The 26,417-nt window shown below is 31.3% G+C and carries 23 protein-coding genes and 2 tRNA genes; 14 read left to right on the top strand and 11 right to left on the bottom strand.

Annotated features, from left to right (window positions below; translation table 11 throughout):
• Positions 1-74: 74 nt before the first annotated feature.
• Complete coding sequence (locus tag B2G86_RS03285; protein ID WP_078356714.1) at positions 75-1,586, top strand: bifunctional metallophosphatase/5'-nucleotidase; 1,512 nt, start codon at positions 75-77, stop codon at positions 1,584-1,586.
• A gap of 256 nt (positions 1,587-1,842) precedes the next feature.
• Here the strand turns inward: B2G86_RS03285 and B2G86_RS03290 are convergent, their stop codons facing one another.
• Both B2G86_RS03290 and B2G86_RS03295 read right to left on the bottom strand, forming a co-directional pair.
• Positions 1,843-2,448: a CPBP family glutamic-type intramembrane protease gene (locus tag B2G86_RS03290; protein ID WP_078356715.1), complete on the bottom strand. Its 606-nt coding sequence runs from the start codon at positions 2,446-2,448 to the stop codon at positions 1,843-1,845.
• A gap of 2 nt (positions 2,449-2,450) precedes the next feature.
• The gene (locus B2G86_RS03295) at positions 2,451-2,636 is read right to left on the bottom strand and encodes a YkvS family protein (protein ID WP_025905642.1); all 186 of its coding nucleotides are present in this window, start codon (positions 2,634-2,636) and stop codon (positions 2,451-2,453) included.
• 171 nt (positions 2,637-2,807) lie between these two features.
• On the opposite strand from B2G86_RS03295, the gene B2G86_RS03300 reads away from it, so the two are divergent.
• Entirely contained in the window at positions 2,808-3,803 is a 996-nt protein-coding gene (locus B2G86_RS03300; RefSeq protein WP_078356716.1) for a lipoate--protein ligase, read from the top strand.
• A gap of 71 nt (positions 3,804-3,874) precedes the next feature.
• Here the strand turns inward: B2G86_RS03300 and B2G86_RS03305 are convergent, their stop codons facing one another.
• The gene (locus B2G86_RS03305) at positions 3,875-4,090 is read right to left on the bottom strand and encodes an IDEAL domain-containing protein (protein WP_078356717.1); all 216 of its coding nucleotides are present in this window, start codon (positions 4,088-4,090) and stop codon (positions 3,875-3,877) included.
• 251 nt (positions 4,091-4,341) lie between these two features.
• Here B2G86_RS03305 and B2G86_RS03310 point away from each other — a divergent pair, with 251 nt between their 5' ends.
• The 6 genes from B2G86_RS03310 to B2G86_RS03335 all read left to right on the top strand — a co-directional run bounded on the left by B2G86_RS03310 (position 4,342) and on the right by B2G86_RS03335 (position 6,976).
• Positions 4,342-4,707 (top strand): VOC family protein, encoded by a 366-nt coding sequence (locus B2G86_RS03310; protein WP_078356718.1) that lies wholly within the window; start codon positions 4,342-4,344, stop codon positions 4,705-4,707.
• 97 nt (positions 4,708-4,804) lie between these two features.
• Positions 4,805-5,359, top strand: coding sequence for a competence protein ComK (locus B2G86_RS03315; RefSeq protein WP_078356719.1), 555 nt, complete (start codon positions 4,805-4,807; stop codon positions 5,357-5,359).
• A 131-nt stretch (positions 5,360-5,490) separates the two neighbouring features.
• A tRNA-Asn gene (locus tag B2G86_RS03320) sits at positions 5,491-5,565 on the top strand.
• Position 5,566: 1 nt separating this feature from the next.
• Positions 5,567-5,654: transfer RNA gene (locus tag B2G86_RS03325), tRNA-Ser, on the top strand.
• Positions 5,655-5,755: 101 nt separating this feature from the next.
• Complete coding sequence (locus tag B2G86_RS03330; RefSeq protein WP_078356720.1) at positions 5,756-6,223, top strand: GNAT family N-acetyltransferase; 468 nt, start codon at positions 5,756-5,758, stop codon at positions 6,221-6,223.
• Positions 6,224-6,247: 24 nt separating this feature from the next.
• Positions 6,248-6,976: an alpha/beta hydrolase gene (locus B2G86_RS03335; protein WP_078356721.1), complete on the top strand. Its 729-nt coding sequence runs from the start codon at positions 6,248-6,250 to the stop codon at positions 6,974-6,976.
• 248 nt (positions 6,977-7,224) lie between these two features.
• Here the strand turns inward: B2G86_RS03335 and B2G86_RS03340 are convergent, their stop codons facing one another.
• The gene (locus tag B2G86_RS03340; RefSeq protein ID WP_078356722.1) at positions 7,225-8,163 is read right to left on the bottom strand and encodes a 1,4-dihydroxy-2-naphthoate polyprenyltransferase; all 939 of its coding nucleotides are present in this window, start codon (positions 8,161-8,163) and stop codon (positions 7,225-7,227) included.
• 189 nt (positions 8,164-8,352) lie between these two features.
• Between B2G86_RS03340 and B2G86_RS03345 the strand changes: the two genes are divergently transcribed.
• From B2G86_RS03345 to menB, 4 genes are read left to right on the top strand one after another with little or no spacing between them, the layout of a single operon-like run.
• A complete protein-coding gene (locus tag B2G86_RS03345; protein ID WP_078356723.1) occupies positions 8,353-9,705 on the top strand; it encodes an isochorismate synthase in 1,353 nt (450 codons plus the stop codon).
• Positions 9,706-9,707: 2 nt separating this feature from the next.
• Positions 9,708-11,387, top strand: a complete 1,680-nt coding sequence (gene menD, locus B2G86_RS03350) for a 2-succinyl-5-enolpyruvyl-6-hydroxy-3-cyclohexene-1-carboxylic-acid synthase (protein ID WP_078356724.1) — start codon at positions 9,708-9,710, stop codon at positions 11,385-11,387.
• On the top strand, positions 11,368-12,189 hold the full coding sequence (gene menH, locus B2G86_RS03355; RefSeq protein WP_078356725.1) for a 2-succinyl-6-hydroxy-2,4-cyclohexadiene-1-carboxylate synthase: 822 nt from the start codon (positions 11,368-11,370) through the stop codon (positions 12,187-12,189). The genes menD and menH overlap by 20 nt, the downstream gene beginning before the upstream one ends.
• Positions 12,162-12,983: a 1,4-dihydroxy-2-naphthoyl-CoA synthase gene (menB, locus tag B2G86_RS03360; RefSeq protein ID WP_174221881.1), complete on the top strand. Its 822-nt coding sequence runs from the start codon at positions 12,162-12,164 to the stop codon at positions 12,981-12,983. The genes menH and menB overlap by 28 nt, the downstream gene beginning before the upstream one ends.
• Before the next feature lie 293 nt (positions 12,984-13,276).
• Here menB and B2G86_RS03365 read toward each other — a convergent pair whose 3' ends face one another.
• Together B2G86_RS03365 and B2G86_RS03370 are read right to left on the bottom strand one after the other, a co-directional pair.
• Positions 13,277-14,875, bottom strand: a complete 1,599-nt coding sequence (locus B2G86_RS03365; protein ID WP_078356727.1) for a M20/M25/M40 family metallo-hydrolase — start codon at positions 14,873-14,875, stop codon at positions 13,277-13,279.
• A gap of 15 nt (positions 14,876-14,890) precedes the next feature.
• Complete coding sequence (locus B2G86_RS03370) at positions 14,891-16,048, bottom strand: aminotransferase class I/II-fold pyridoxal phosphate-dependent enzyme (RefSeq protein ID WP_078356728.1); 1,158 nt, start codon at positions 16,046-16,048, stop codon at positions 14,891-14,893.
• Between the two features lie 126 nt (positions 16,049-16,174).
• Between B2G86_RS03370 and B2G86_RS03375 the strand changes: the two genes are divergently transcribed.
• Positions 16,175-16,711, top strand: a complete 537-nt coding sequence (locus B2G86_RS03375; protein ID WP_078356729.1) for a hypothetical protein — start codon at positions 16,175-16,177, stop codon at positions 16,709-16,711.
• A 287-nt stretch (positions 16,712-16,998) separates the two neighbouring features.
• On the opposite strand, the gene B2G86_RS03380 is transcribed toward B2G86_RS03375, so the two are convergent.
• From B2G86_RS03380 to B2G86_RS03400, 5 genes are all read right to left on the bottom strand, one after another.
• Positions 16,999-18,000 (bottom strand): acyltransferase family protein, encoded by a 1,002-nt coding sequence (locus B2G86_RS03380; RefSeq protein WP_078356730.1) that lies wholly within the window; start codon positions 17,998-18,000, stop codon positions 16,999-17,001.
• A 155-nt stretch (positions 18,001-18,155) separates the two neighbouring features.
• A complete protein-coding gene (locus B2G86_RS13550; protein WP_158079019.1) occupies positions 18,156-22,910 on the bottom strand; it encodes a GW dipeptide domain-containing protein in 4,755 nt (1,584 codons plus the stop codon).
• Positions 22,911-23,026: 116 nt separating this feature from the next.
• Positions 23,027-23,452 carry a GNAT family N-acetyltransferase gene (locus B2G86_RS03390; RefSeq protein ID WP_078356732.1) on the bottom strand — a complete coding sequence of 142 codons (426 nt, stop codon included), beginning with the start codon at positions 23,450-23,452 and terminating at the stop codon, positions 23,027-23,029.
• A gap of 127 nt (positions 23,453-23,579) precedes the next feature.
• Complete coding sequence (locus B2G86_RS03395) at positions 23,580-24,056, bottom strand: DUF2538 family protein (protein ID WP_078356886.1); 477 nt, start codon at positions 24,054-24,056, stop codon at positions 23,580-23,582.
• An 18-nt stretch (positions 24,057-24,074) separates the two neighbouring features.
• Complete coding sequence (locus B2G86_RS03400; protein ID WP_078356733.1) at positions 24,075-25,370, bottom strand: LCP family protein; 1,296 nt, start codon at positions 25,368-25,370, stop codon at positions 24,075-24,077.
• Positions 25,371-25,567: 197 nt separating this feature from the next.
• On the opposite strand from B2G86_RS03400, the gene B2G86_RS03405 reads away from it, so the two are divergent.
• Positions 25,568-26,416, top strand: coding sequence for a WecB/TagA/CpsF family glycosyltransferase (locus tag B2G86_RS03405; RefSeq protein ID WP_088368990.1), 849 nt, complete (start codon positions 25,568-25,570; stop codon positions 26,414-26,416).
• The last annotated feature ends 1 nt before the right edge of the window (position 26,417 follow it).

Consider the following 26,417-nt stretch of genomic DNA (forward strand, 5'->3'; position numbering starts at 1 on the left):
TTATTCAAATTAGTTTAAAAAGACATATCATTTTTTAAAAATGGTAAAATATAAAAGAAAGAGGGGGAATAGCATTGAATACGAATGAAATCATTACGATTGATTTATTAGCTACTTCTGACTTACATGGTCGAATAAGTAGAAGTGGTATAAGTGGAAATATATTAAAGATGGCTACTTACGTAAAACATAAACGTAAAGCAAACCATCGTGTATTATTATTGGATAATGGTGGAATGTTGTCGGGTTCAATGTTTGCTTTTTATTATGCACAAATTGCACCATACAAAAGAAACCCAATGATTAAAATTATGAATGAAATGCAATTTGATGCAAGTGGTGTTAGCCCTGATGAATTTAATTTCGGCTTAGACTTCTTAAATAAGTCTATTGCCCTAAGTAGATTTCCATGGCTTGCAGCTAATATAGAACATAATAAAACAAAAGAACCTTATTTTACGACACCTTACACAATCAAATACGTTGATGGTATTAAAATTGGTATAATTGGGTTTACTTCAAGTGGCTTAATGGAAAATAAAAATATAGAATTCGAAGATGAAGTTATTGTTGGAGAATCAATGGCATCAGCAAAACGTTGGGTAAGATATTTGCACGAAAAAGAAAGTCCTGACTTTTTAATTATGTTATATCATGGTGGGCTAAACACTTACACAGATAAAAATAATTATAGATCATATTATAGTAATAACGCTGAAAACATGATTAAAAGTACAGAAGGCGTTAACGTCATTATTACAGGTCACCAAGAACATGTCGTGGATTTAAAAGTTGCAGAAACTCAATTTATACAACCAGGTAAAGATGCGACTAATATTGTAGATATGTCGATTCAATTTAGAAAAAGAACTAATTCAGTTGAAATTATTGATACATCAATTAAACATGTTGAACTTTCTAGTTATCCAGAAGATAGGGATTTACTAGAGTTAACTTATTTCGACCAAAAAGCAGTACAACATTGGTCGGAACAAGATGTAACGGATATGCCTGTAGTACTAGATTATAAGCAATTAACTGACCTATATATTAAGCCACATAAATTTATTGAGTTAATTCAAAATAGTATGAGTAAAGCATTTACAGAAATAGACTTTATTTGTGCACATATTGGAAACCCATTAGGTAATGGTTTAAGAGGAGAACTCAAAGTAAAAGATATATATAAATCTTATGTTCATACAGATAAACCAGTCAAAATAAAACTGACTGGTATTGAAATTAAACGTATATTAGAAAGAACAGCAACAGCAATGTACAAAGAAGAAGGAACAATAAAGTATAACGAAGAAATTTTAGAGCCAACATTAATGACAGTTTGGAAAGGTTTCAAGTATAAAATTGACTTAAACAAACCTGTAGGAAATAGAGTTGAACTTTATAATATAAATCTAGAAGACAGTTTTAATGTAATTATGACAGATTACTTATTTAGACATGTTAATAAGATTATTTCAGAATCAACATATGAAAGATCTAAAAAAACTGTGATTGAATATATGGTAGAAGAAATAGGGGAAACTAAAGGTAAATTCGAGCTAGAACATGATTTTGAAATTGAATAATAAGACATATCGAGTTCGAAAGAGCTAGTTGAATATTTCTTAATCGTTAACCGACAAAAAAATAAACAAAGTAAGTAAATAAATATAAAAATTATTAATATTTGGTATTTTTTTGCGCTGACTCCTGCGGGAAAAGCATGATTCGAAGACTACAGGCTGAGAACATGCCCGCGGAAAGCATGCGCATAAAAAAATGCCGGCAAAGTCTAAGACTTTGTCGACACTCTGAATCCAAACACGGCTGTGTTTGGATTTTTTAACTAAATATTATTACAAGTATAATTATTGCTGCTACTTGAGCGATATATGAAGTTACGATTCTTTTAGTGTAGAAATATAAAGTAGATAATATTAATTGAGCTAAAAATATAAAAATGAATATAGCGAAATTACCTAAATATAAAAATAGTGAACTAGAAGCAAAAGCACTTACAACGATTGCAACAATAGGTCGTGACAATTTAAGTTGTAGTTGATTTTGTAATATCGTTCTAATATAAAGCTCGTGACAAGGTATCGCAATAACAATTGTTACTAACATTTGCCATTTATAAAAAACGCCTGCGTGCATTAATTCTTTTAATAATGATGCATACGATAAACCATTATAAATTTGGGATAATAAAAGTTGAAGTATAACTAATAATACTGCACCAATTAAACCATATCCTATTGATTGTAATAATCGTTTAGACTTAATCTCGCGTTGATAAAAGACATAGCTAATGCCTGCAATCATCATAATGCCAGTATATAAGTACCAGAATACTTCTTTTTCACCTTGCATTAAAAATAAAATAAAGTGAAAAATAATAAAACTCGATATGAACCATATTAATTGAGGATTAATTTGTTTTTTCACTATTATCCCTCTTCAGAAATTATAGTATAACGCTTGTGATTTACTACAGTTTTTTCAGGTAGTTCTAAACTTTCAAAGTTATCCATGATTGTTATGTCTACTATAACTGAGTTTTCATTAATCTTTTCAACTCTACCTCTTAAGCCATCTTGAAATTCTATGATATTTCCAACTTCTGCGATTGTCATGATATTCCTCCTAAATAATACTATGAAATATTATACTAAATAACGGTTCAATTATAAAGTAATAATAAGATATACATCTATTTTATCACAAACATATCATTCATATTATTATTTAAACATATGGTAATATTAAAGTAAGGCAACAAGGGGAAAAATAAGGAGGAAATATAAATGAAATTTGTAAGTAATAATGGAATAAACGATCCAATGATCAATTTAGCAATGGAAGAATATGTACTTACTTCTCTTCCTAAAGATGATAGTTATTTTTTATTCTATATTAATCAACCATCTATTATTGTTGGTAAAAATCAAAATACTATTGAAGAGGTAAATCAAGAGTATGTTGAAGCTAATAATATTAAAGTTGTACGAAGAATTTCTGGTGGTGGGGCAGTTTACCACGATTTAGGGAATTTGAATTTTAGTTTCGTTACGAAAGATGATGAAGATAGTTTCCATAACTTCGCAAAATTTACACAACCTATTGTAGATGCTTTAAATGAAATGGGTGTTAATGCTGAATTATCAGGTAGAAATGATATTCAAGTCGGAGAAAAGAAAATTTCTGGTAATGCAATGGTAAAACAAAAAGATAGAATGTTCTCACATGGTACTTTGATGTTAAATAGTGAAATTGAAGAAGTTGTAAATGCTTTAAGAGTTAATGAAGCAAAAATTAAATCTAAAGGTATTAAATCTATTAGATCAAGAGTTGCTAATATTCAAGAATTTTTAGAAGAACCAATGGATATTGAAACATTTAAACAACGCATACTAACTTCAATTTTCAAACAACAAGGTAGTGAAGAAGTAGAGGAGTACCATCTTACTGATGAAGACTGGGATAATATTAATGAATTGAGCAAAAATAAATATCAAAAATGGGAATGGAATTATGGGAAAAACCCTAAATACAACTTTGAAAGAAGCCATAAATTTGATAGAGGTTTAGTTCAAATAAAATTAGATGTCAAAAAAGGTATAATAGAACATGCAGCAATCTTTGGGGACTTCTTTGGAGTGGGAAATGTAAATGATATTGAAGAAGCTTTAATAGGCGTACAACATCAAAAGTCTTCTATAAAAGAAGCATTAAAAGATATTGATGCATATCATTACTTTGGAGATATAGATAAAGAAGAAATTATTAACTTAATGTTATAAAAAATAAAAGAGACGATTTTTGAATGTTTTCAAAAGTCGTCTCTTTTATGTGTTAATTTTTAAATGATAACTCACGATTGTAAATCCTCCAACTGTATTAATTCTGCACTATATTGTTCAAATAAAGTATTGTTACGATTCAAAAGTGCTTCATCGATTAAAGCCATCAATTCTCGTTTGCGATTTTCACGTAAAGCAGAATCTATAACTAGTTCTACAGATAAATCATTTAAGTTATTAACGAAAGTTTCTAAACTCTGATGCTTAACTTGAGAATATTGTTTCATTTTAAACAACCCCTTGACTTTATTTGTTAAAATTATAGCGTATTTATTTTCTAAATGCAATGAATATTCAGAAATTTTAAAAAAGTAATTCTTTTTAACGAATTTATTGATAAACTAACTTTATAATTACATTATAATTTAGTATTTATAATTTTCAAATTATTATGCTCATAGCCACATTAGTGGGGTGTGATTTATTGTAAAAATAATACTTTGAAAGTTAAACATGAGAATAAAAAGGAGATATTAATATGTATAAGCTAAAAATGTGGGACCATGTTCAGTTGTCTGCTCCAAAAGGATCAGAGGGAAAGGCGAGAGCGTTTTATGTAGATCAATTAGGATTTAATGAAGTTGAAAAACCGGAATCTTTAAAAGGTAATGGTGGAGTTTGGTTTAATATTAACAATATTGATTTGCATATCGGTATCGAAGAAGATTTTATACCTCTTAAAAAGGCACACCCTGCAATTAATGTTGAAAATCTCGAAGATTTAATTGAACACTTAACAGAAGAAAAAATAGATTTTAAGACAGATAATCGATTTCCTGGTGCTAAAAGACTACATTTATATGATCCTTTTAGTAACAGGTTAGAATTTATAGAAAAACAATAGAATTTCATAAGAAAAATATTGACTAAGAATTAAATATATATTATATTTAATTCAGATAGATATAAAAGTAAAAAATTATCACTGAGAGGAGTTTGCGATGAAAAAGTATGTAATAAAACAGAATACAATGTATATAAGGGGTATTAAAGTAAATGAACACACTGTTCATACAGAGGTTTCTGAAGCAGGTAAATCACCCTTTATTATCGAACAGAGACCTCAAGAAATTATGAATCATTCCTGTCGCTTTTATGGAGAACATTTTCAAGAAAGGAAATTATTCACTAAACGACTAACTAGTATTACTAGTAAACCTCCAATTTTAGTTTCTCCTGTAACATCCACTTATTTTTTCTGTACTCATTCCGAAAGATCTGCTGACAACACATGGATTAATTTACTCTATGTTAAACATTTCACGAAATTCAAAGGTAATAAAACTAAAATATTTCTAGAGCAAGATCAGTCACTTGTATTCCCAATTTCTTTTCATGTAATTAATCATCAATATTTGAACTGTACATGTTTATATTATAAGAATCATAGAAATAATATTTTTATAAAACAGTTAAATACACCCAATATTGATTTGACGCAAGATGGTTATAGTGTGTTGGATGTTATAAAGATGTATCTTAAAAATCATCATTAGAGAGTCAAAGTGAACATTAACGGAACAAGTGCCACTAAAGTGTAAATGTTCCGTTAATTTTTTTAAGTTTTCACTTGAAAATATTGTGATGGTTGATATAATAGTACTTGTGCTTGATTAAATCATATTAATCCACAGTAGCTCAGTGGTAGAGCTATCGGCTGTTAACCGATCGGTCGTAGGTTCGAGTCCTACCTGTGGAGCCATGGAGATGTACTCAAGTTGGCTGAAGAGGCGCCCCTGCTAAGGGTGTAGGTCGTTCTGCGGCGCGAGGGTTCGAATCCCTCCATCTCCGTCATATAGTCTGTAACCGTTATGGTTGCAGGCTTTTTTTGTATGTGTAATGATTTTATATGTGTATAATGAAGCTAAATATAAACTGAAAAGGGGATTTTTATGAGTGTTAATTTAAAGTTAATGCAAGAGCATGAATTTAAAAATTTTTACGAAATTTCTCTTAAAGAGTATGCGGATGAACAGGTGAAGAATGGCACATGGGATAAAGATGAAGCTGACAGTAAAGGTAGAGCGTATTTTGAAAAATTATTACCAAAGGGTTTGAATACGGAAGGTCATAAAATTTTCAATGTACATTCAGATAATGAAAAAGTTGGTATTTTATGGTTACATATTTTTGAAAAAGATAATACATTGAAAAGTTTTATTTATGATATAAAAATAGAAGAAATACATAGAGGAAAAGGGTTAGGGAAAGAAACGATGCAAGCTTTAGATAAATATTGCAAAAGTCATAACATTGAAAGCATAAAGTTACATGTGTTTGGCCACAATAAAATTGCTTATTCATTATATGAAAAAATGGGATTTGAAACAACGAACTATTATATGGAGAAAAAATTATAGAAAACAAGTAGCGGAGTGATTGTGTTGTTGAAGTTAAAAGAAGCGCGTAATGTGTATTTAAAAGGTGGAAGTGAAGCTGTATTGTTATTACATTCTTTTACTGGAACAGTACGAGATGTAAAAGAATTGGCGACCTCATTAAATGAAGTTGGATACACTTGCTATATACCAGCGTATAAAGGACATTGCTTAAGTGTCGAGTCATTAATGAAATATAATACAGATGATTGGTGGCAACAAGCTCAGGTTAGTTATCAATTTTTAGTAGATGAGGGCTATAAAGATATAAATGTTCTCGGTGTGTCTTTAGGAGGATTAATGTCTCTTAGACTAGCTGAAACGTGTGATATTAAAAAATGTCTAGTTATGTCAGTACCTAATAATCGTACAAGTGCCGATATAAAACGAAGACTATACAGTTATGGGAAAAGAATTAATCAAATTCAAAATTTAGAAACTGAAGAAAGTGAAAGACAACTTGCTTTAATTGATGGTTATAATGAAGGTGCACATGTTTTTACGGAATTTATTGAGAATACAATGAAAAATTTGAAATCTATTCAAATACCAATTTCTATAATGTATGGTGAACGAGATCAAATAACTTATCAAAAGAGTGCAGAACATATTTATCGAGAAGTAGGAACGCATAATAAATTGCTTACTTCTTATGAAAAAGCCACGCATCTTATGACACGTAGTGCTGATAAGGACAAAGTAGAAAAAGATATTATCCGATTTTTAAATAATTAATTAAATTATACGAAAATGCTTTATTTTTGTATAAAAAAAAGATTAGTAACGATTTTGTAAAGTGCTGACGCCTGAGGGAATAGTATGCGTGAGAGACTACAGGCTCGAACCATACCCTCTGGCAAATGCACGAACAAAATTGTAAGATAAAAAAATAAGCATATCACTGTAAACTTTAAAAAATCAGTTTAGTGATATGCTTATTTATTTTGAGTTAGTATTTTTGTCCGAGATCGTTTTTTAAATAATTATAAGCCGCCTAATATGCCACTAATATAAACACCAAGTGCTAATAATAAACCAAATATTGTGTTTGTTTTACCTGTTGCTGCCATCGCAGGCATCATTGTTTGCGGTGTATCGTTCTTATTAAAGCGACGTACTGCTTTAATTGGGAATGGTGCTGAAATAAGCACTAATAACCATAATATTGATCCATAAGGCTTGAATAATGCTAAGTAAATAACAAACACATATGAGAAAATGTATAAAATAGCCATAGTCATAATTGAAATTCTTTTTCCGACTAAGATAGCATACGTTTTTCTACCACTTTGTTTATCTTTTTCTCGGTCTCTAATGTTGTTAGCTAAGTTGATTAATCCGATTGTGATAGATACAGGTATACTTAATAATGCTGGATAAAAACTTAATGTACCAGTTTGTATGTAGAATGAGATCATTACAATTACGAATCCCATAAAGAAACCGGCGAATATTTCTCCAAATGGTGTCCATGATATAGGATAAGGTCCACCAGTATAGAAATAACCAATAGCCATACAAACGAGTCCGATTGGTATTAATAACCATGTACTTTGCATGCAAATATATATACCTAACATTACTGCGATTATATAAAATGCTATGGCTAAGTTATATACGGATTTTGGTGACATACCGTTTCGTACAATAGCACCACCAATACCAACAGATGTATGATCATCTAAGCCACGTTTATAGTCGAAATACTCATTAAACATGTTTGTTGCTGCTTGTATTAATATGCTTGCTAATAACATAGCTAATACTACTGAAATTTTAATGGATGCTTCAGCACCTGTTAAAAATATCTTTGATGCCGCTGTTCCTAGCAATACTGGTACAAATGAAGCAGTAAGCGTATGTGGCCTCATTAAATGATAATATTTTTTTATGCCTGAATGCTGTGATAAATTTTGTGACATTTATTTACCTCTTATTTATTAATATTTTTGACAGTATTAGTATATGCTTTCGACATCAATTGGTCAATCACTGTATTTGTGTAATATTTTAATATATATTCTATTTATAAAGTACAATATTAACGCATGTTATGTTAAAAAATGATAAAATAAGAAGATAGATATTTTTCGGAAAGAAGTGGAAATGAAATGGCCTTGAGGACCGATTTGAAGCAAAAAATGATTTCTGAAATCGATGGAAATAAAAATTATATTTCAGTTGAAATTGAGCTTCAATATCAACCAGATTTAATCCATTTATTAAGGGAAGAAATCAATTATATTGGACAACGTTTTTATTACAAGTCAAAAGATTTCAAATTAGAAATGTGTGGTATCGGCTATTTATTAGAAGCTAGATACTCACATTTAGAGCACGATGAAATTTATGAGTATTGGCAAAATATTAAAGAACAGTTAAATACGGTAATTATGCATGATGATAAACATCATTTGAAATTCTTTGGAGGATTTCAATTTTCAGAGCATTCTTTAACTAATGAGTGGAAAGATTATGGAATGAGTCATTTTGTTTTACCAAAATTTTTGATTACAAAAGAAAATGGTCGTTGTTACTTAACATATACTGACGATAACAATAAATTTGATATAGAAAATATTGAACGCATATTAAATGCTATCGATTCAAAAGCTCAAACGGGAGTATTATCAGAACCTTCAGTTGTAGAAAATAAAGACATTCAAAGTGAAGAATGGAAAGATTTAGTAACAAAAGTTGTATCATTGATGAATGAGTCAGTTGCATTGCAAAAAGTTGTATTATCTCGAAGAAGAAAAATTGAATTTCAAGATGATGTTAATGTTGAAGATGCTTTGCAAAGATCTCTTGATAGCAATGAATCTAGCTATTTATTATTATTTGAATCTGGTAAATCACAATTCATATCACAAACACCTGAACAACTTTGTCAAATAGATAATGGCAAATTATATACCAATGCAATAGCTGGAACAATTATTAGAACTGAAGATGAAAGTGAAAACAACAAATTAAAAGCTGAACTTTTAAATGATTCTAAAAATCAATTCGAACATCGTTATGTTGTGGATAGTATTATTCATGATATTCAATCGTTTACTAAACAATTGGAATACGATAAAAAGCCAACGATTTTAACAAATAAACATTTATATCATTTATATACAAAGATACAGGCAGATTTATTATCCGAAAATGTTTTAGAAATCGTAAATCAATTACATCCTACGCCTGCTCTTGGAGGATTTCCAAAGGTAGAAGCTATTAAATTTATTGAGCATGAAGAATTTGGCACTAGAGGTTTCTACGGTGCACCTTTAGGTTATATTGATTTAGATAATAATGGGGAATTTGTTGTTTCAATTCGCTCAATGCTTGTAAGAGGAAATGCAGCAACATTATATTCTGGTTGCGGCATCGTTAAAGATTCGAATGCAATTTCAGAATTTGAAGAAACAGATTTAAAATTCAAACCAATGTTAAAAGCGCTAGGAGTGATGTAGATTTGAGTACACATACTGAAAGTTTAACAAAACAAGTGTTTACATTTGTTTCTAAATTATACGAATATGGTGTTGATGATGTCGTAATTAGTCCAGGGTCAAGATCTACGCCACTTGCGATTGCTTGTGAGAGACACCCTCATATTAAAACGTGGATACATCCCGATGAAAGAAGTGCTGCTTTCTTCGCATTAGGTATAATCAAAGCAAGTCAGAAACCAGTTGCGATAATTTGTACTTCAGGTACAGCAGCTTCAAATTATACACCTGCAGTTTCAGAAGCATTTATAAGTAGGTTACCACTTGTCGTTGTGACGAGTGATAGACCACATGAACTTAGAAATGTTGGTGCACCACAAGCAATTAATCAAATTAATATGTTCCAAAATTTCACTAAGTTTCAATTTGATATGCCTATTGCAGATGAAACTGAAGGTACAATCAATGCAATAAACATGAATATGATAAAAGCTGAAAAACATTTCGTAGGACCACAAAGAGGTCCTGTACATTTTAATTTTCCATTTAGAGAACCGCTTATTCCTAATGTGAAACTTAGAAGATATTTATCTTCTAAGAGAAAAATAGCAACGAAATACCAAAAATCAATTGATTTTTCAAATATACAAACATATATTGAGAAACCACGTGGAATCGTCGTAGTAGGAGATACACAAGGGCAAGATTTATCACAAATTTTAACTTATTCAGCCATTCATAATATACCTATTTTGGCAGATCCATTGAGTAATTTAAGAAAGTTAAATCATCCAAATGTTATTGCTACTTATGATGCACTTTTTAAAGGTGGTTTAAGTATAGAGCCACAATTTATTATAAGAGTTGGACAACCAGTTGTTTCTAAACATTTAAATAATTGGTTAAAAGATGTTAAATGTCCACAAATACTCGTACAAAATAATGCTACACCAGATGCTTATCCAAAAGTACCAACACTTTCTGTAGAGTTAAGTCCAAATGACTTCTTTAGACAGGCACAAGATGTGACGCCAACTCAAAATAAAAATTGGTTAGAAAAATGGATCACTATGGATAAAGAAGCTAGAGCATTAATAGAAAAGTATATTCAAGAAGAAACTGACGAAGGTGCTGTTGTAGGCAGTTTATTGAAAAAAATGTCTTCAAAAGATACTGTTTTTGTTGGTAATAGTATGCCAGTTAGAGATGTAGACACTTTCAATTTAGATTCTAAAGCTGAAATTGCAGCTAATAGAGGTGCTAATGGCATTGACGGTGTTGTATCAACTGCTTTAGGGATGTCTGTTTATAAAAAAGTAACATTAGTTATTGGAGACATTTCGTTCTTCCATGATATGAACGGATTAATAATGAGTAAGTTGCATGATTTAGATATTACCATCGTATGTTTGAATAATAATGGTGGGGGCATCTTTAATTATTTAGCACCGAAAGATGAAGCGCCAGAGCATTTTGAAAAATTATTTGGAACGCCTTTGGATTTAGATTTTCAACATGTTGCTCATTTATATGAATTAGGATATGAAAAATTTGAAGATGTGGCTGAGTATAAAAGACAAACTTTACCTCAATTTGGTTCATATTTATATGAAATTTTAACGAATAGAGAAGAAAATACAGAAACACATAGAGAACTATTTGAAAAGATGAAAGGTATACAATATGTTAACTCACCACGTTAAGCAGTTAGATATTGATAAACCTACAATTTTATTGTTACATGGATTTATTAGTGACCATACAACTTTTCATTTAGTTGAAGATGCAATTATCAAACAAGGTATTAATGTGATATCTATAGATTTACCAGGTCATGGTGATGATAAATCAAGTTATGATAAACAATGGTCTATGGGATTTATTGCAGATAAGATTAAAGAATTGATTGCACATCTAGAATTAAAGACGGTCTATTTACATGGATATTCAATGGGTGGACGTGTTGCATTAAGCTTTGCAATTCAATATCCTGAATGGTTAAATGGTCTTATTCTAGAAAGTGCAAGCCCTGGTATAGAAAATAATAAAGATAAGCTTAATCGAATAGAAGTAGATAAAACTAGAGCTGAATATATACAAAATATCGGGATGACAAAGTTTGTAGAAGAGTGGTCACAATTATCCTTATTTGAAAGTCAGTCCATTCTTTCCCATAAAGAAAGAAATCGGATAAAGAAAATGAGACTCTCTCAATCTCCCGGTGGTTTGAGTAAAGCTTTAATTGATTATGGAACAGGTGCTCAACGATCTTATTGGGATAAATTAAATGATCTTGATTTACCTACATGTATTATAGTAGGTGAGAAAGATAAAAAGTTTATAGAAATAGGTAAACGAATGCACGAATGTATTAAAAATAGTAAATTTCAAATTGTTAATGATGCTGGGCACACAATTCATGTGGAACAACCAGAAAAGTTTGATACAATAATAATAGAATTTATTTTAGGAGGCAAATTATGTCAAGACAATGGGAAACTTTAAAAGAATATAAAGAAATTAAATATGAATTTTTCGAAGGTATCGCAAAAATCACAATAAATCGTCCAGAAGTACGTAATGCATTTACGCCATTAACAGTACAAGAAATGATTGATGCATTTTCTAGAGCAAGAGATGACCAAAGAGTTGGATCTATTATCTTAACAGGTGAAGGCGACTTAGCATTTTGTTCAGGTGGAGACCAATCAGTACGTGGACACGGTGGTTATGTGGGTGAAGATCAAATCCCTAGATTAAACGTATTAGACTTACAACGCTTGATTCGTGTTATTCCTAAACCAGTAGTAGCAATGGTTAGAGGATATGCAATCGGTGGTGGTCACGTATTGCATATCGTATGTGACTTAACAATCGCAGCTGAAAATGCAAGATTTGGACAAACTGGTCCTAAAGTAGGTTCATTTGATGCTGGATATGGTTCAGGTTATTTAGCAAGAATCGTTGGACATAAAAAAGCTCGTGAAATTTGGTTCTTATGTCGTCAATATGATGCAAAAGAAGCAATTGATATGGGACTTGTTAATACAGTAGTGCCATTAGACAAAATAGAAGACGAGACAGTGCAATGGTGTAAAGAAATGATGCAACACTCACCAACAGCATTACGCTTCTTAAAAGCGGCAATGAATGCAGATACAGATGGATTAGCAGGATTACAACAATTCGCTGGCGATGCAACATTGTTATATTATACTTCAGACGAAGCAAAAGAAGGTCGTGACGCATTTAAAGAAAAACGTCAACCAGACTTCGATCAATTTCCTAAGTTTCCTTAATATAGATAAAAGGCATGGCGTAATTGCCATGCCATAGAGTGTCGACAAAGTCTTAGACTTTGCCGGCATTTTTTTATGCGCATGCTTTCCGCGGGCATGTTCTCAGCCTGTAGTCTTCGAATCATGCTTTTCCCGCAGGAGTCAGCGCAAAAAAATACCGAATATTAACAAATTATTTTATAAAAAAGATTTCGTAGTCCCACCCCGGCAAGGATGACTAGGATTGAAAAAGCTTGATATAAGCGCATGTTCAATCCAGTCATCTACTGCCTCTATTTTGTTATTATTGATCTTTATAATAAATGCTTCTTAATAACTTGTTCGATTATGGTTGGTATTTCTTCAAAGGCACTTTTCATATTGATTCTTTCAGTAACTTGATGTGCATCTTTTCCAATTGGACCGATATTAATAACAGGCGCACTTATCTCTTTAATATCGTTAAATGGAATAAAGTAAGATTCGTTAAATACGGGTGTTTGGTTAATATAACTTTCAAAGCCTAAATCATCTAGTCGATATTTTGCATAGCTTAAATCACTAATACCATTAAAGAAATATTGTCTTTTAGAAACTCTATTAAATTTAGATAATGAAAGATCACTAACAGTTTCTACTATTTCATCTATGAATGGATCTTCTGATGAGTGTGCAGCTGGATAATAAGGTGGTGCAAAGAATGTAATAACACTAGGGCCGAGTCCTTTTAACATATGCATGAAGCGGTCAGTAATTTCTATTGATTGCGCTCTTTCATCATGAATTTGCTCAATGACTTCTTTTATTACATATTTAATATGTGCTTCACCAAATTCTTTAATTGCTAAATCTTTTAATTCTTTATAGCTTAAAACATTTATAGATATATTTTTATTGAAACCTTCAGATTTTAATTTATCTTGAAAGGTTTTTTCGCAAATTGATACAGCATCTTTTACTACATCATTAAATATTGTGAAGACATCTTCTGCATTTCTATTAAATAAAAATACATTATATAAAGCAACTGTTCGAAATGGTGTTTGTACATCATAATGGTCTTTAATATCTCGACTCATTAGTGATACTGGAAGTGGTGTCACTTCGTTTTTATAATGTTCTTTAAAAAGATTGCTATATTCCATCTTACTATTGATAAAGCTTTGTATATAATTTGAACTGATGCCATTTAAAGGCTGTCCTACATGTGTTTCTTTACCATAACAAAGTGCAGATGGCATAATTTTACCTATTGTGCCTGAATAAACATAATGGTTATCATCATGTTCTGCTTGTGAAAATGTAGGCTCACTGTTTAAATGTAAAGCTATTTCTAAATTATCTTCTTTTCTAATTTGATTGATTCTTTCAACAGCTTTATGCATGCCTAAAGATTCAACTTCTTCATCTGGAACTGAAACAACGATAATATTGATGTCCCATGACTCTTGTATTGCTTTTTCAATTAAAGACATATGTATCATTAGACCAGGTTTCATATCCATAGAGCCACGGCCAAACAAATAATTATCCGAACTGAGATCTTCTTTAGCATTTGAAGATAAATATTTATCATCTTCACGAAAAATATCTGTTATATTATCCATATCAAATGCTTCACTTTTATATTCACTATAATCGTCTATGCCAACAGTATCAAAATGACTAATACATATGAGCGCTTTTTTAGTTTTTGGTGCTTTATAATATGCAAGTACTGCATGTCGACCATCCCCAGTCGGTTGCAAAATCACTTGTTCATTATTATTTTTGAAATAATCGAGTTTTAAATATTGTTCTTTTAAAAAGTATGGAAATGTTCTTTCGCCTTCTGAATGTGTAATGGAATCATGTTTAACCAAGCTTTTTAATAAATTTCTTCGAGTTTCAAATGTTTGCCATAAAAAGTTCATTGAAATTCATCCCCTTTAAAATAGTTCTTGAATCATTCTTTCCAATCTATTTAAGCCTTCTTCAAGCGCTTTAATGTTGTATGCATAAGAAATTCTTATATATCCTTCACCAATATGAGTGAAAGCTGAACCAGGCACAATTGCAACGTGATAATCTTCAAGTGCTTTCATACAAAATTCATAATCACTTATACCAAATTGAGAAATTTTAGGAAAAATATAAAAAGCTCCTTGAGGCTTTTCGTTCAGAATAAATCCCATATCAATTAAACGTTTATATATGTAATCGCGACGTTCAATATATGCTGAGTTCATTTCTTTAGGTGAGTCAACAGCATTAGTAAGTGCTTCTATTGCAGCGTATTGACTCGGTACATTTGCACAAATACAGTTATATGCATGCACAAATGTCAGTTGTTTCATCACATACTCAGGTCCTAGTAGAAATCCGATTCGTAAACCAGTCATAGAGTGAGATTTGCTTAATCCGCCTAACAATATACACTGGTCTTTAATAGCATCATATGAAGCAAATGAGGTATGTTGTTGACCAAACGTATTTTCAGCATAAATTTCATCACTTACTACATAGATTGGATAATCTTTGAACACATTAACCAGTGATTCAACTTCATATTGATTTAACGTAATACCAGTAGGATTGTTTGGATAATTCAATAAAATGGCTTTAGTTTTATCTGTAATATGAGATTTTACTAATTCAGGTGTTATTTTTAAACCGCTTTGGGTAGTATCTATGTATATAGGTTTAGCTCCTAATAATTCAATTAATGGAACATAGCCAGCGTATACAGGTGAGGGAATTAACACTTCATCTCCTTGTTCAAGTATACCTCTCAACGTAGTATCAAGCGCTTCACTAGCACCATTAGTAATTAATATTTCATTCGTATTAAAATTTGAACTGAATCGGTTTTTATAATAAGATTGGACGACTTTCCTTAGTTCTAACAATCCGGCATTATGAGAATAAGTCGTAAAGTTACGATCAATAGCTTGTTTCATTGCATCTTTAACACTTGTTGGCACTTTGAAATCAGGCTGACCAACTGTTAAGTTAATGACATCATCAATTTCAGGTATACGGTTGGAGATAGCTCTTATTCCAGATACTTGAAGTTGAGATGCAAATTTATTTAATGGTAATTGCATTTTTTTCACCTCTTCAAAACGATAATTTTATTATAACGATAAAAAGAGAACAAATAAATGAATATAGCAAAAATTTTGAAAACGTATTACAATAAGAGAAACATTACAATAATAGGGGATGTTTATATGGTGAACTTAACAAATATGAATCAACGATTAAAGTTATTACTTTCATTAAATATTTTTGAATGGTTACCACATCCAACTTTTGTACTTATACAAAATAATGATGAACAATGGATGATATCGTTTGAAGAAGATTCAATACATATATGTAGAGCAGAAGCTCAGTTACCACATTTTCATCGATATTACTTTGGACAAGATAATCGCCTTATTAAAAATGCACAATTTCATATTAAATTTAAATCAAAAGAAGAGCTCTCACTTGATGAAAGAAAATTTGTTTCAGATTTTATGCAACCAACAGCTAAAAAAGAAAATCCTATATTGTTTATACAATCAGACACACCTTATACTCAAGAGTGGATTGATTATTTAACTTATTTATTAAGTGCGAGTTATGAAGTGTTAGAAAACTTATATAATAATAATCACGAACTAGCACCCGTAACGCATAAACATGTTCAAATACCAGCATATCTATTAAATCAAGAAGATAAATATATCGGAACTATTTCATATGAATCATTACTTAGGTAAAAATTGAATATAGTTTTAACTATAAAAGAGGGTAGGACAAATTAATTTGTCCTATCCTCTTAGTCATTAGGAGCCCCATATTCACACAAGTCAGTAGAAGTGTAAGCAAGGGTAGCCATATTTACATAAGTTGAGAGAAGTGTAAGCAAGGGTAGGTATATTCATACAAGTTGAGAGAAGTGTAAACAAGGGTATCTATATTCACACAAGTTGAGGAAAGTGTAAGTGATTTTTATAAGAAAAAAGAGCAGAAATTCATTTTTAAAAATGAATTTCTGCTCTTTTACTTATTTATTTTTTTTAGGTGGTTTTTTTAAATTAACAACTGGATTAGCATAATGTCTAACTATATCACTACTGAAGAAGTACACAATTGTTATTGTAATAAGCACAATTGCTACCCATACATACGGTTGATCTAATAACATTCTATCCCAATCTTTAGAACGGAATAATCCAACGAATAGTCCATGAAGTAAGTAAATAAACATTGTTCTTGAACCAATATAAGTTAATGGTAATTTTCGTTCTGGTATTAAATTCATAAAACTTAAAGTTGAAACAAAGATAACAACGTAAATAAATAATCTCTTCAATGCACTGTAAACATCAACATCGCCTTCGAGTGCTGAATATGGTTTACTTCCGAATAACCATTCAAAGTTATAGTCAGTTAATAAATAAGCAATAAAAATAACTAATAAACTTAATGTAGAAAGCCATAAGTATTTTTTATTTCTTAAAATAAATGACTGTTCTTTATTGATATAATAACCTAATAAGAAAATAGGGAAGAATACAAATGTTCTTGATAGACTAAGTTTTGCATTAATAAAATCAAAGTAGCCAACTATCAAACCTACTAATATAGCAACTGCAAATGTTATATATGGATTGAAGTTTCGTACAAAATGTAAAATAACATGCCATGAAAATAAGCTGACTAGGAACCACATAGCCCATTGTGGGTCAAACGGACTAATGTTTAAAGTATCATCTCTATCTATATAGTAATAATATAACCCATAAAACAATTGGAATATCAGATAAGGTAACAATAGCTTAATGGTAACTTTTTTTATGTAACCAGGTTTACCAACACTTTTTGCGAAAAATCCTGATATTAGAACAAAAGCGGGCATATGGAAACTATAAATAAACATATATAATGCTTTAAATAAATGACTGTCATTAACATATGATCTTGTTAAGTGGCCAAATACAACTAGTACTATTAAGAAAAACCTAGCGTTGTCAAAATAATGATCTCTTTCTTTACCGTTTGCCATGAAAAGTACTCCTCTAAATCGATTGTCTACAGTTTTCTTGAAACGTAGATTATAAATTAAAACTTCTGAAAGTACAAATAAAATTATTTAGAAATAATAAAAAAATCAAACCAATGCCTTAAAAGACATTGGTTTATTCAGTATTCATTTAAGAATTATGATTTATATTGATCAACATCATAGAATTGACCATCAGTTTGAATTTGTTGATAGAAGTCACTAATACGTTTTGCGTTAGATTTTGAAAAATCTACGCCAGTTGCATATTGGTGTACGCCTGGTTTTTGTGGATTAAATCTCATTTTATAAAGTGTATTTTGTCCTGCTTTAATATAATTGTTTGCTATAAATTGAGCGCCACCGAATATAGCTTTTTCTGGTGTGTTCCATCCAGCTTGTTGTGCATATTTGATACCACCGTATAATGCATTCTTATCGATCGCACCTACACCAAACATATTATAGTATTTAGTTTTTGAGTTTAAATCAACTTTTCCATTTTTATCAATATTTCCACCATTTGCTAATTGACTTGTTCCATTACCAGTCTCTAATAGTGCATGTGAGATTAAATAGATTTCATTAATACCAACAGCTTTTGATGCTTGACTAAATGCATTACCTTGGTTTTCTAAAATGCCTTTACCTCGAAGTAATTCATTTAATTTAGATGGAGAAATATTTTGTGATTTATTTAAATCTAAGAATTGATACTTTTGAACTGTATCATTCACATACTTGCTTGTATCCATTGCATCTTTAACTTCTGCTCTAGTAGCATTTCTAATACCACTTGGTAATACTTTTTTAGGCTCAGATCCATTTCTTAACGCCATTTGAATATCAACAGCTTGATCAAGAGTATATGGACTAGTAGAAATATTTGTAGCCTCTGTTGCTAGTTGTAAATATTTAGAATTAATCCATACTGTTTTACCATTAAGTAAACCTTTATACCAAAGTTCATTTCCAACTTTTTGTGAAGAAATAACTTTAAAGTACGCATATTGATAATTTTGTAGTGACCCTAATAATGTAGATTTAGACTCATTCGGTTGACTATAGAAATAACCAGTATTATCAAAGATTAAATAATTAGTATAATTTTCTTTTAAATTCATTGGTTGATTGTTTACAACATTGGATTTAATAGCATTAGTCTTTTTAGGTTGAGCAGGCGTAACTTGTTTTACTGGTTTAGGTTGAACTCTGTTAGTTTGTAATTGTACATCGTTAGCTTTAACCCATCCTAAAGGAATTGCATTGTTATCTTGTAATAAATAATATGTTTGATTATTGTATGTTGATTGTTTACCAATCTTAAATGTTCTACCAGCTTTATTCATAGCAGGTACTGTTTTTTGATCATAAACAGAAGTATAAACACCAGAAATATTGTTATTAACCTTACCAACATAATTAACTCTAACCGTTTTCGCAACAGGCTTAGTTGCAGGTTTCGCAACAGGTTTAGTTGCAGGTTTTGCAACAGGCTTAGTTGCAGGTTTTGCAACAGGCTTAGTTGCAGGTTTCACAACAGGCTTAGTTGCAGGTTTTGCAACAGGCTTAGTTGCAGGTTTCACAACAGGCTTAGTTGTATTCTGTAATTGAATATCACTAGATTTAACCCAACCTAATGGAGTACCTTTAGTATCTTGTAATAAGTAGAACACTTGGTTATTATATGTTGATTGTTTACCGATATTAAATGTTTTACCAGCTTTATTCACAGCAGGTTTAGTTGTTTTGTCATAAACAGAACTGTAAACGCCAGACGCATTTGTATTAACTTTACCTTTATAGCTAACAGCAACAGTTTTAGCTGTGCTTGCAACAGGTTTAGTTGCAGGTTTTGCAACAGGCTTAGTTGCAGGTTTCGCAACAGGTTTAGTTGTTGGTTTCGCAACAGGTTTAGTTGTTGGTTTCGCAACAGGTTTAGTTGTTGGTTTCGCAACAGGTTTAGTTGTTGGTTTCACAACAGGTTTAGGCGTTGGTTTAGTTACAGTCTGTAATTGAATGTCGCTAGATTTAACCCAACCTAATGGAGTACCGTTATTGTCTTGTAATAAGTAAAACACTTGGTTATTGAATGTTGATTGTTTACCAATATTGAATATTTTACCAGCTTTATTCGTCGCTGGTTTTGTTGTTGTGTCATATACAGAACTATATACACCAGATGCATTAATGTTCACTTTACCTTTATAGTTAACAGCAACAGTTTTAGCTGTGCCTACAACAGGCTTAGTTGGTTTAGGTTTAGTGACTACTGGTTTAGTAGGTTTAGGCGTTGGTTTCACAACAGGCTTAGTTGGCTTTGGTTTAGTTACTATTGGTTTACTTGGTGCAGTTAGAGTACCTGTTTTGTACTGATACTTCTCATGCACTAAATCTACAAGTTCATTAAATGTATAGTTGTTTTCAGCAAACCAGCCGTATGGATCACTATGATTTGTACCACCTAAATATTTTGATACAGCATCATGTGACCATAAAGTACCATTACCATCGTATTCAGCACTATCAAATGGTAATCCATAATAAGCTAAATTAGTGGCAATATAATCAGCATAATTATTGATAGAACGTGCGAAGCGATCACCGCCATAAACACGAACAAGTTCAACATGTATGAAACGTTGGTTAGCAACACCACCAGCACCCCAAGCAAGATAGTCTGTTGGAGCAACTTCAATAATGTTATTGTCATCAATGAAAGCATGTACAAATGCATTTTCATAATTATTTTTCATGTATGCAATTTCACCATGAATAGTTGAATTAGGATTTGCCGTTTCATGAGCAATAACACCTTCAGGTTTGCCAACACCATTACGATAAGGAATTTTAGGAATATGGCTAGAAAAGTCTTCAACATAATTAGGTACAGCATAATTATTACTTCTAATTTGATTATTAATCGTTGAGCTAACAGCGGCGTTGTAAGTACTTCTATATGTTGAAGTAGGAATACTGCGTGCTGATCTAGCTGCAAAAGTTCTAACTTGTGGCTTAACATTAGCACTTTCAAGTTGAACATTTTGATTATTATCAATACTATTTGATTCTATATCGTTAGAAGTGTCATCTTGGTCATCAAAATCAAAATTATATTCATCGTCAGAAGTGTTCTCTTCTGTATCTTGAGCAACTTCAGAGCTATCTTGATCATCAACATCTTGAGAAGAAGTTTCGTCAGAATCTACAACATCTGTAGTATCTTCAGAAGTATTGTCTTCTGTATCTTGAGCAACTTCAGAACCATCTTGATCTTCAACATCTTGAGAAGCAGATTCATCAGAATCTACAACGTCAGAAGTATCTTCGGAAGTGTTCTCTTCTGTATCTTGAGCAACTTCAGAGCTATCTTGATCATCAACATCTTGAGAAGAAGTTTCGTCAGAATCTACAACATCTGTAGTATCTTCAGAAGTATTGTCTTCTGTATCTTGAGCAACTTCAGAACCATCTTGATCTTCAACATCTTGAGAAGCAGATTCATCAGAATCTACAACGTCAGAAGTATCTTCGGAAGTGTTGTCTTCTGTATCTTGAACACCTTTAGTATTATCTTGATCTTCAACATCTTGAGAAGTAGTTTCATCAGAATCTACAACATCTGTAGTATCTTCGGAAGTGTTGTCTTCTGTATCTTGAGCAACTTCAGAGCTATCTTGATCTTCAACATCTTGAGAAGCAGATTCATCAGAGTCAACAACGTCAGAAGTATCTTCAGAAGTACTATCTTCTGTATCTTGAACAGCTTCAGTACTATCTTGATCATCAACATCTTGAGAAGTAGTTTCACCAGAGTCTACAACGTCAGAAGTATCTTCGGAAGTGTTATCTTCTGTATCTTGAGCAACTTCAGAGCTATCTTGTTCTTCAACATCTTGAGAAGCAGATTCATCAGAATCTACAACGTCAGAAGTATCTTCAGAAGTGTTGTCTTCTGTGTCTTGAACAGTTTCAGTACTATCTTGATTTGTAACATCTTGAGAAGTAGATTCATCAGAATCTACAACGTCAGAAGTATCTTCAGAAGTGTTCTCTACTGTATCTTGAACAGCTTCAGTACTATCTTGATTTGTAACATCTTGAGAAGCAGTGTTATCAGAGTTCACATCATCTGTAGTATCTTCAGAAGTACTATCTTCAGTATCTTGAGCAACTTCAGAGCTATCTTGATCTTCAAAATCTTGAGAAGCAGTATTATCAGAATCTACAACGTCAGAAGCATCTTCAGCAGTGTTATCTTCAGTATCTTGAGCAACTTCAGAGCTATCTTGATCTTCAAAATCTTGAGAAGCAGAGTTATCAGAGTTCACAACGTCTGTAGTATCTTTAGAAGTGTTATCCACTGTATCTTGCACAGCTTCAGTACTATCTTGATTTGTAACATCTTGAGAAGCAGTATTATCAGAATCTACAACATCTGTAGTATCTTCAGAAGTGTTATCTTCAGTATCTTGCACAGCTTCAGTACTATCTTGATTTGTAACATCTTGAGAAGCAGTGTTATCAGAATTCACAACGTCAGAAGTATCTTCAGAATTGTTATCTACTGAATCTTGAACAGCTTCAGTACTATCTTGATTTGTAACATCTTGAGAAGCAGTGTTATCTGTGTTCACAACATCAGAAGTATCTTTAGAAGTATCTTCAGTTACTTTAGGCTCATCTATTATAGATGGATCCTTATATGTTTTTGTACCTGATACGTTCAAAGATTGGCTTTTTAATTCTTTTTGCTCATCTTGAATTTGACTAGCATTGTTATGTTGCTCAATGATGTTTTTGTTATCTTTGTTTGATGTTTCTTCTGCATTCACCTGATGAGAAACGAGTGTCGTACCTGCTAAAGTCATTGCTACAAGTGCAGGGGTTTTGTAATAGAATTTTTTATCCATAAACAATCTCCTTTGAATAGGTATTTTATTTAATAACATTATAAGGCTTTTTGACAGTAAAGTATGAAAATTATCTAAATTGTAATGTAACTTTAATATTTGAGATGAATAATAATTTAGCTAAAAGTCAGTTTCATATGATAGTGGGGGATGTTTTCTTCTAAAAACTCTTCGCCTTCTGTTATATATCCTAATTTTTCATAAAAACCTTTTGCATGAGATTGGCCATTTAAGACAGTACCTAAGAATCCATCTTCTTTAGCTTTTAAATTTATAAAATCCATTACTTTTTTTCCATAACCATATTTTCTGTATGGTTTTAATACGGCTACTCTTTCAACTTTAGCGTAACCGTTATGATATGTTCTATATCTTCCTACTGCAGCAGGTTCTGCTTCATGATAAAGAATAATGTGCTTAGAAATTTCTTCAAATTCATCAATTTCTGCTTCTAATGGCACACCTTGTTCCTCTACGAAAACTGTTTTTCTTATTGTTAGTGCATCTTGTTTTTCTATATCATTTTCAACTATTTTTATCATGATAGTACCTCCATTAAATTGAATGTTTTTTATTATACATTATTAATGTATTTCACTCTAATTAATTAAATAACTCTCCTAATCCTGGTAATAAAATTCGGATTGGAGAGTTATATTTTTATAATTTTTAATTTTGAATTGCTGCTCTTCTTACAATCGCTGTATATTGCCAAAACAATCTAAGTTGATGGATGCTCCAATTGGTAATGCCCATTGTGTATCCACTTGGTGTGAATATTTGAATTTGGCTTGTTTCTAATGCTGCGGCAACGAGATATTGTAAGTGCACACTTAATGATTTCATTTCTTCTGTTAACCCTGTTTCAGTGTATACCCATGAGAATGGAAGGGGATTATCGAAAATGTTAATTGCATTAAATATTTCTGGAATTGCAATAATATAACAAGCACCATCTACAATTGGATCATGGTTTGCTTGATTATAATAAAGCAACAATGCTTCGTAATTTTCATGATGTTCATGATTAACATAGTATAAGTTCTTTCTAAAGTTAGATAAATCTCCAGAATGAATGATTTGATTTTCTAACGCATCAAACATTGTATTGATTTGTTCATACTTTTCATATGTTTTACGTTCAATCATAATATACCTCCTTTCCTAGTAAACATTAGGTTCTTGTTGCTGTTGTACACTAGGGTCTACTCCTGGATTAGTTTGTTCAGGAGCTTGTTGCGGTGTTTCTTGTGGTGCTTGTGGCACTTCTTGGGACGGCACTTCTTCGGTAGGTGGCTGCTCTACAGGCTGTTGTTCAATAGGCTGTTCAGTAGGTTGCTCTGTCGGCTGTTCTATTGATTCATCAGTATCAGGTTTAACTGCTGGTTCAACTGTCTCTGATGAATCGTCTGTGTTAGTTTCACCACTTTTTAGACTTTTTTTCGAAACTTCGATATATGGCATAAGATCACCATAAGCTTGAGTCATTAAATAATTCATCATTTCTGTCTTTTTAGTTTTAGGTAGTTTTAAATCTTTTCTCAGTTTGTTAGAAAGTTCTAATAAGTTATCTAAATCTGGATTATAGAAATAAACACCATTAAAGTTAGCATCTGTACCAGTTATTTGTTCTGTTTTAATTTTCACTTTGCTTGAAGAGTAAGTAGTTGCTAAGTTTTGAATATCATCAAATGTGAAATTATGTTTAGCATTTTTACCAACTATTTTAACTAAATCGTCTAGTTTATTAATTGAATTTGTTTCTTGTGCTTTTTTGATAATGGCTTTTATCATTTCCATTTGTCGTTTACCACGTTCTAAATCTGAGTCTTGTTTTCTTGAACGTACAACTGCAAGAGCTTCATCACCAGTTAAGTTTTGTTTTCCTTTTTTAACTTTAATTCTGCCTTTATCTTCTGTATTAGGTTCATTTAAACTGAATGGTACATCATATTCAATACCACCAAGCTCGTCTACAACTTCTACAAAAGCTTCCATATTAATACGTGCATAAAAGTCTACTGGCACATTTAATGTAGATTCAACACTTTCCATTGAACCTTCTGGACCATCAATAGCATGTGCATGTGTAATTTTGTCATAGTACTTAACTGCTGGTATATAACTCAAAGTATCACGTGGAATACTTACCATACGTATTTGCTTTTTGTCTCTATTAAATGTAGTGTAAATCATTGCGTCTGTACGAGACTGGCTAGCTTTTTGGCCACCTTTACGTCTAGAATCGCTATCATCAACACCTAAAAATAATACGGAAACATGATCTAAGCTTGGGTCTACTGGTTTATCTCTTAAAGATGATTTGCTTTTTTTTGAATCTAGAAATGAATCATTTATAGCACCTTTTGTTTCAAGATAAAGCATAAGGCCGAATACTACAGGTAGTATCATAAGAATCATGGACATCAAAAGTAAACCTATCTTTGCGAATCTATTCATATTATATATTTACCCTTCTATTCGTGATTTGATTTAAAATATAAATTTTTGCATATTATACATCATATACGATTATACAAGTAAAATTCAACAATTTAAATGAATTATGTGTATCGATTAACGAGTGTTGAATGTAAATTTGTTGTAAATTATGTAGAAATGGTGTAAATTATAGTGAAGAATGTGAGGTGAAACAAATGGCAAAAGTACTAGAAAAAGATTTAAGTAGCATTGGTGAACAAATTAAATTAAATAGAGAGAATTCGTTTGATGTAATTAAACCACAAACAATAAATGTACTTGGTTTGCCATTTGCAAACCTTACAAAGTACGAGATGGTCGAACGAATTAAATATTTTGTTAACCAAGAAACAAATGATAATTTATTTGTTGTTACTGCGAATCCAGAAATTGCTCATTACGCTTATAACAATAACCATTACCAAAGACGAATTAAACATGCGGATTACATTGTACCAGATGGTATCGGTATTGTTAAAGCAGCTAAATATTTGAATACACCTTTGAAAGAACGTATTCCAGGTATCGAGTTAATGGAAGAAATGTTAAATATCGCGAATGCTAGCAGCAAGAGAGTGTTCTTACTGGGATCTTCTAAAGAAGGCGTTAAAGCTACTAGAAAAATTTTAGAAGAACAATATCCTAATATAACCTTTGATCATAAGCATGGATATAAACATGTACTTGATTATAAAGTTACTAAGAAAATTAAGAAATTCGAACCTGATTTTATTTTTGCAGCAATGGGCTTTCCTAAACAAGAAGATTGGATATACTACAATCGTCATCATTTTAAACATACAGTAATGATGGGTGTAGGTGGGTCATTCGATGTTATAAGTGGTAATGTCAAACGTGCACCTAACATGTTTATTAAACTCAATTTAGAATGGTTATATAGAATTATAACTGACTTAAAACGTGTGAACCGTGCTCTTAAGATTCCATTGTTCTTAAAAGAAGTACAATTTCAAAAATCAAGTACACCTAAAAAGAATAAATATGAATATATGAAATATAAATAAA

Source organism: Mammaliicoccus fleurettii (assembly GCF_002018435.1).
Lineage (GTDB): Bacteria > Bacillota > Bacilli > Staphylococcales > Staphylococcaceae > Mammaliicoccus > Mammaliicoccus fleurettii.

Coding starts and splice junctions, on each gene's coding strand:
- B2G86_RS03295 (WP_025905642.1), bottom strand. CDS start 2,636: ATGACAATCGCAGAAGTTGGAAATATCATAGAATTTCAAGATGGCTTA.
- B2G86_RS03300 (WP_078356716.1), top strand. CDS start 2,808: ATGAAATTTGTAAGTAATAATGGAATAAACGATCCAATGATCAATTTA.
- B2G86_RS03305 (WP_078356717.1), bottom strand. CDS start 4,090: ATGAAACAATATTCTCAAGTTAAGCATCAGAGTTTAGAAACTTTCGTT.
- B2G86_RS03310 (WP_078356718.1), top strand. CDS start 4,342: ATGTATAAGCTAAAAATGTGGGACCATGTTCAGTTGTCTGCTCCAAAA.
- B2G86_RS03315 (WP_078356719.1), top strand. CDS start 4,805: ATGAAAAAGTATGTAATAAAACAGAATACAATGTATATAAGGGGTATT.
- B2G86_RS03330 (WP_078356720.1), top strand. CDS start 5,756: ATGAGTGTTAATTTAAAGTTAATGCAAGAGCATGAATTTAAAAATTTT.
- B2G86_RS03340 (WP_078356722.1), bottom strand. CDS start 8,163: ATGTCACAAAATTTATCACAGCATTCAGGCATAAAAAAATATTATCAT.
- B2G86_RS03345 (WP_078356723.1), top strand. CDS start 8,353: ATGGCCTTGAGGACCGATTTGAAGCAAAAAATGATTTCTGAAATCGAT.
- menH (WP_078356725.1), top strand. CDS start 11,368: ATGTTAACTCACCACGTTAAGCAGTTAGATATTGATAAACCTACAATT.
- B2G86_RS03365 (WP_078356727.1), bottom strand. CDS start 14,875: ATGAACTTTTTATGGCAAACATTTGAAACTCGAAGAAATTTATTAAAA.
- B2G86_RS03370 (WP_078356728.1), bottom strand. CDS start 16,048: ATGCAATTACCATTAAATAAATTTGCATCTCAACTTCAAGTATCTGGA.
- B2G86_RS03375 (WP_078356729.1), top strand. CDS start 16,175: ATGGTGAACTTAACAAATATGAATCAACGATTAAAGTTATTACTTTCA.
- B2G86_RS03380 (WP_078356730.1), bottom strand. CDS start 18,000: ATGGCAAACGGTAAAGAAAGAGATCATTATTTTGACAACGCTAGGTTT.
- B2G86_RS13550 (WP_158079019.1), bottom strand. CDS start 22,910: ATGGATAAAAAATTCTATTACAAAACCCCTGCACTTGTAGCAATGACT.
- B2G86_RS03390 (WP_078356732.1), bottom strand. CDS start 23,452: ATGATAAAAATAGTTGAAAATGATATAGAAAAACAAGATGCACTAACA.
- B2G86_RS03400 (WP_078356733.1), bottom strand. CDS start 25,370: ATGAATAGATTCGCAAAGATAGGTTTACTTTTGATGTCCATGATTCTT.
- B2G86_RS03405 (WP_088368990.1), top strand. CDS start 25,568: ATGGCAAAAGTACTAGAAAAAGATTTAAGTAGCATTGGTGAACAAATT.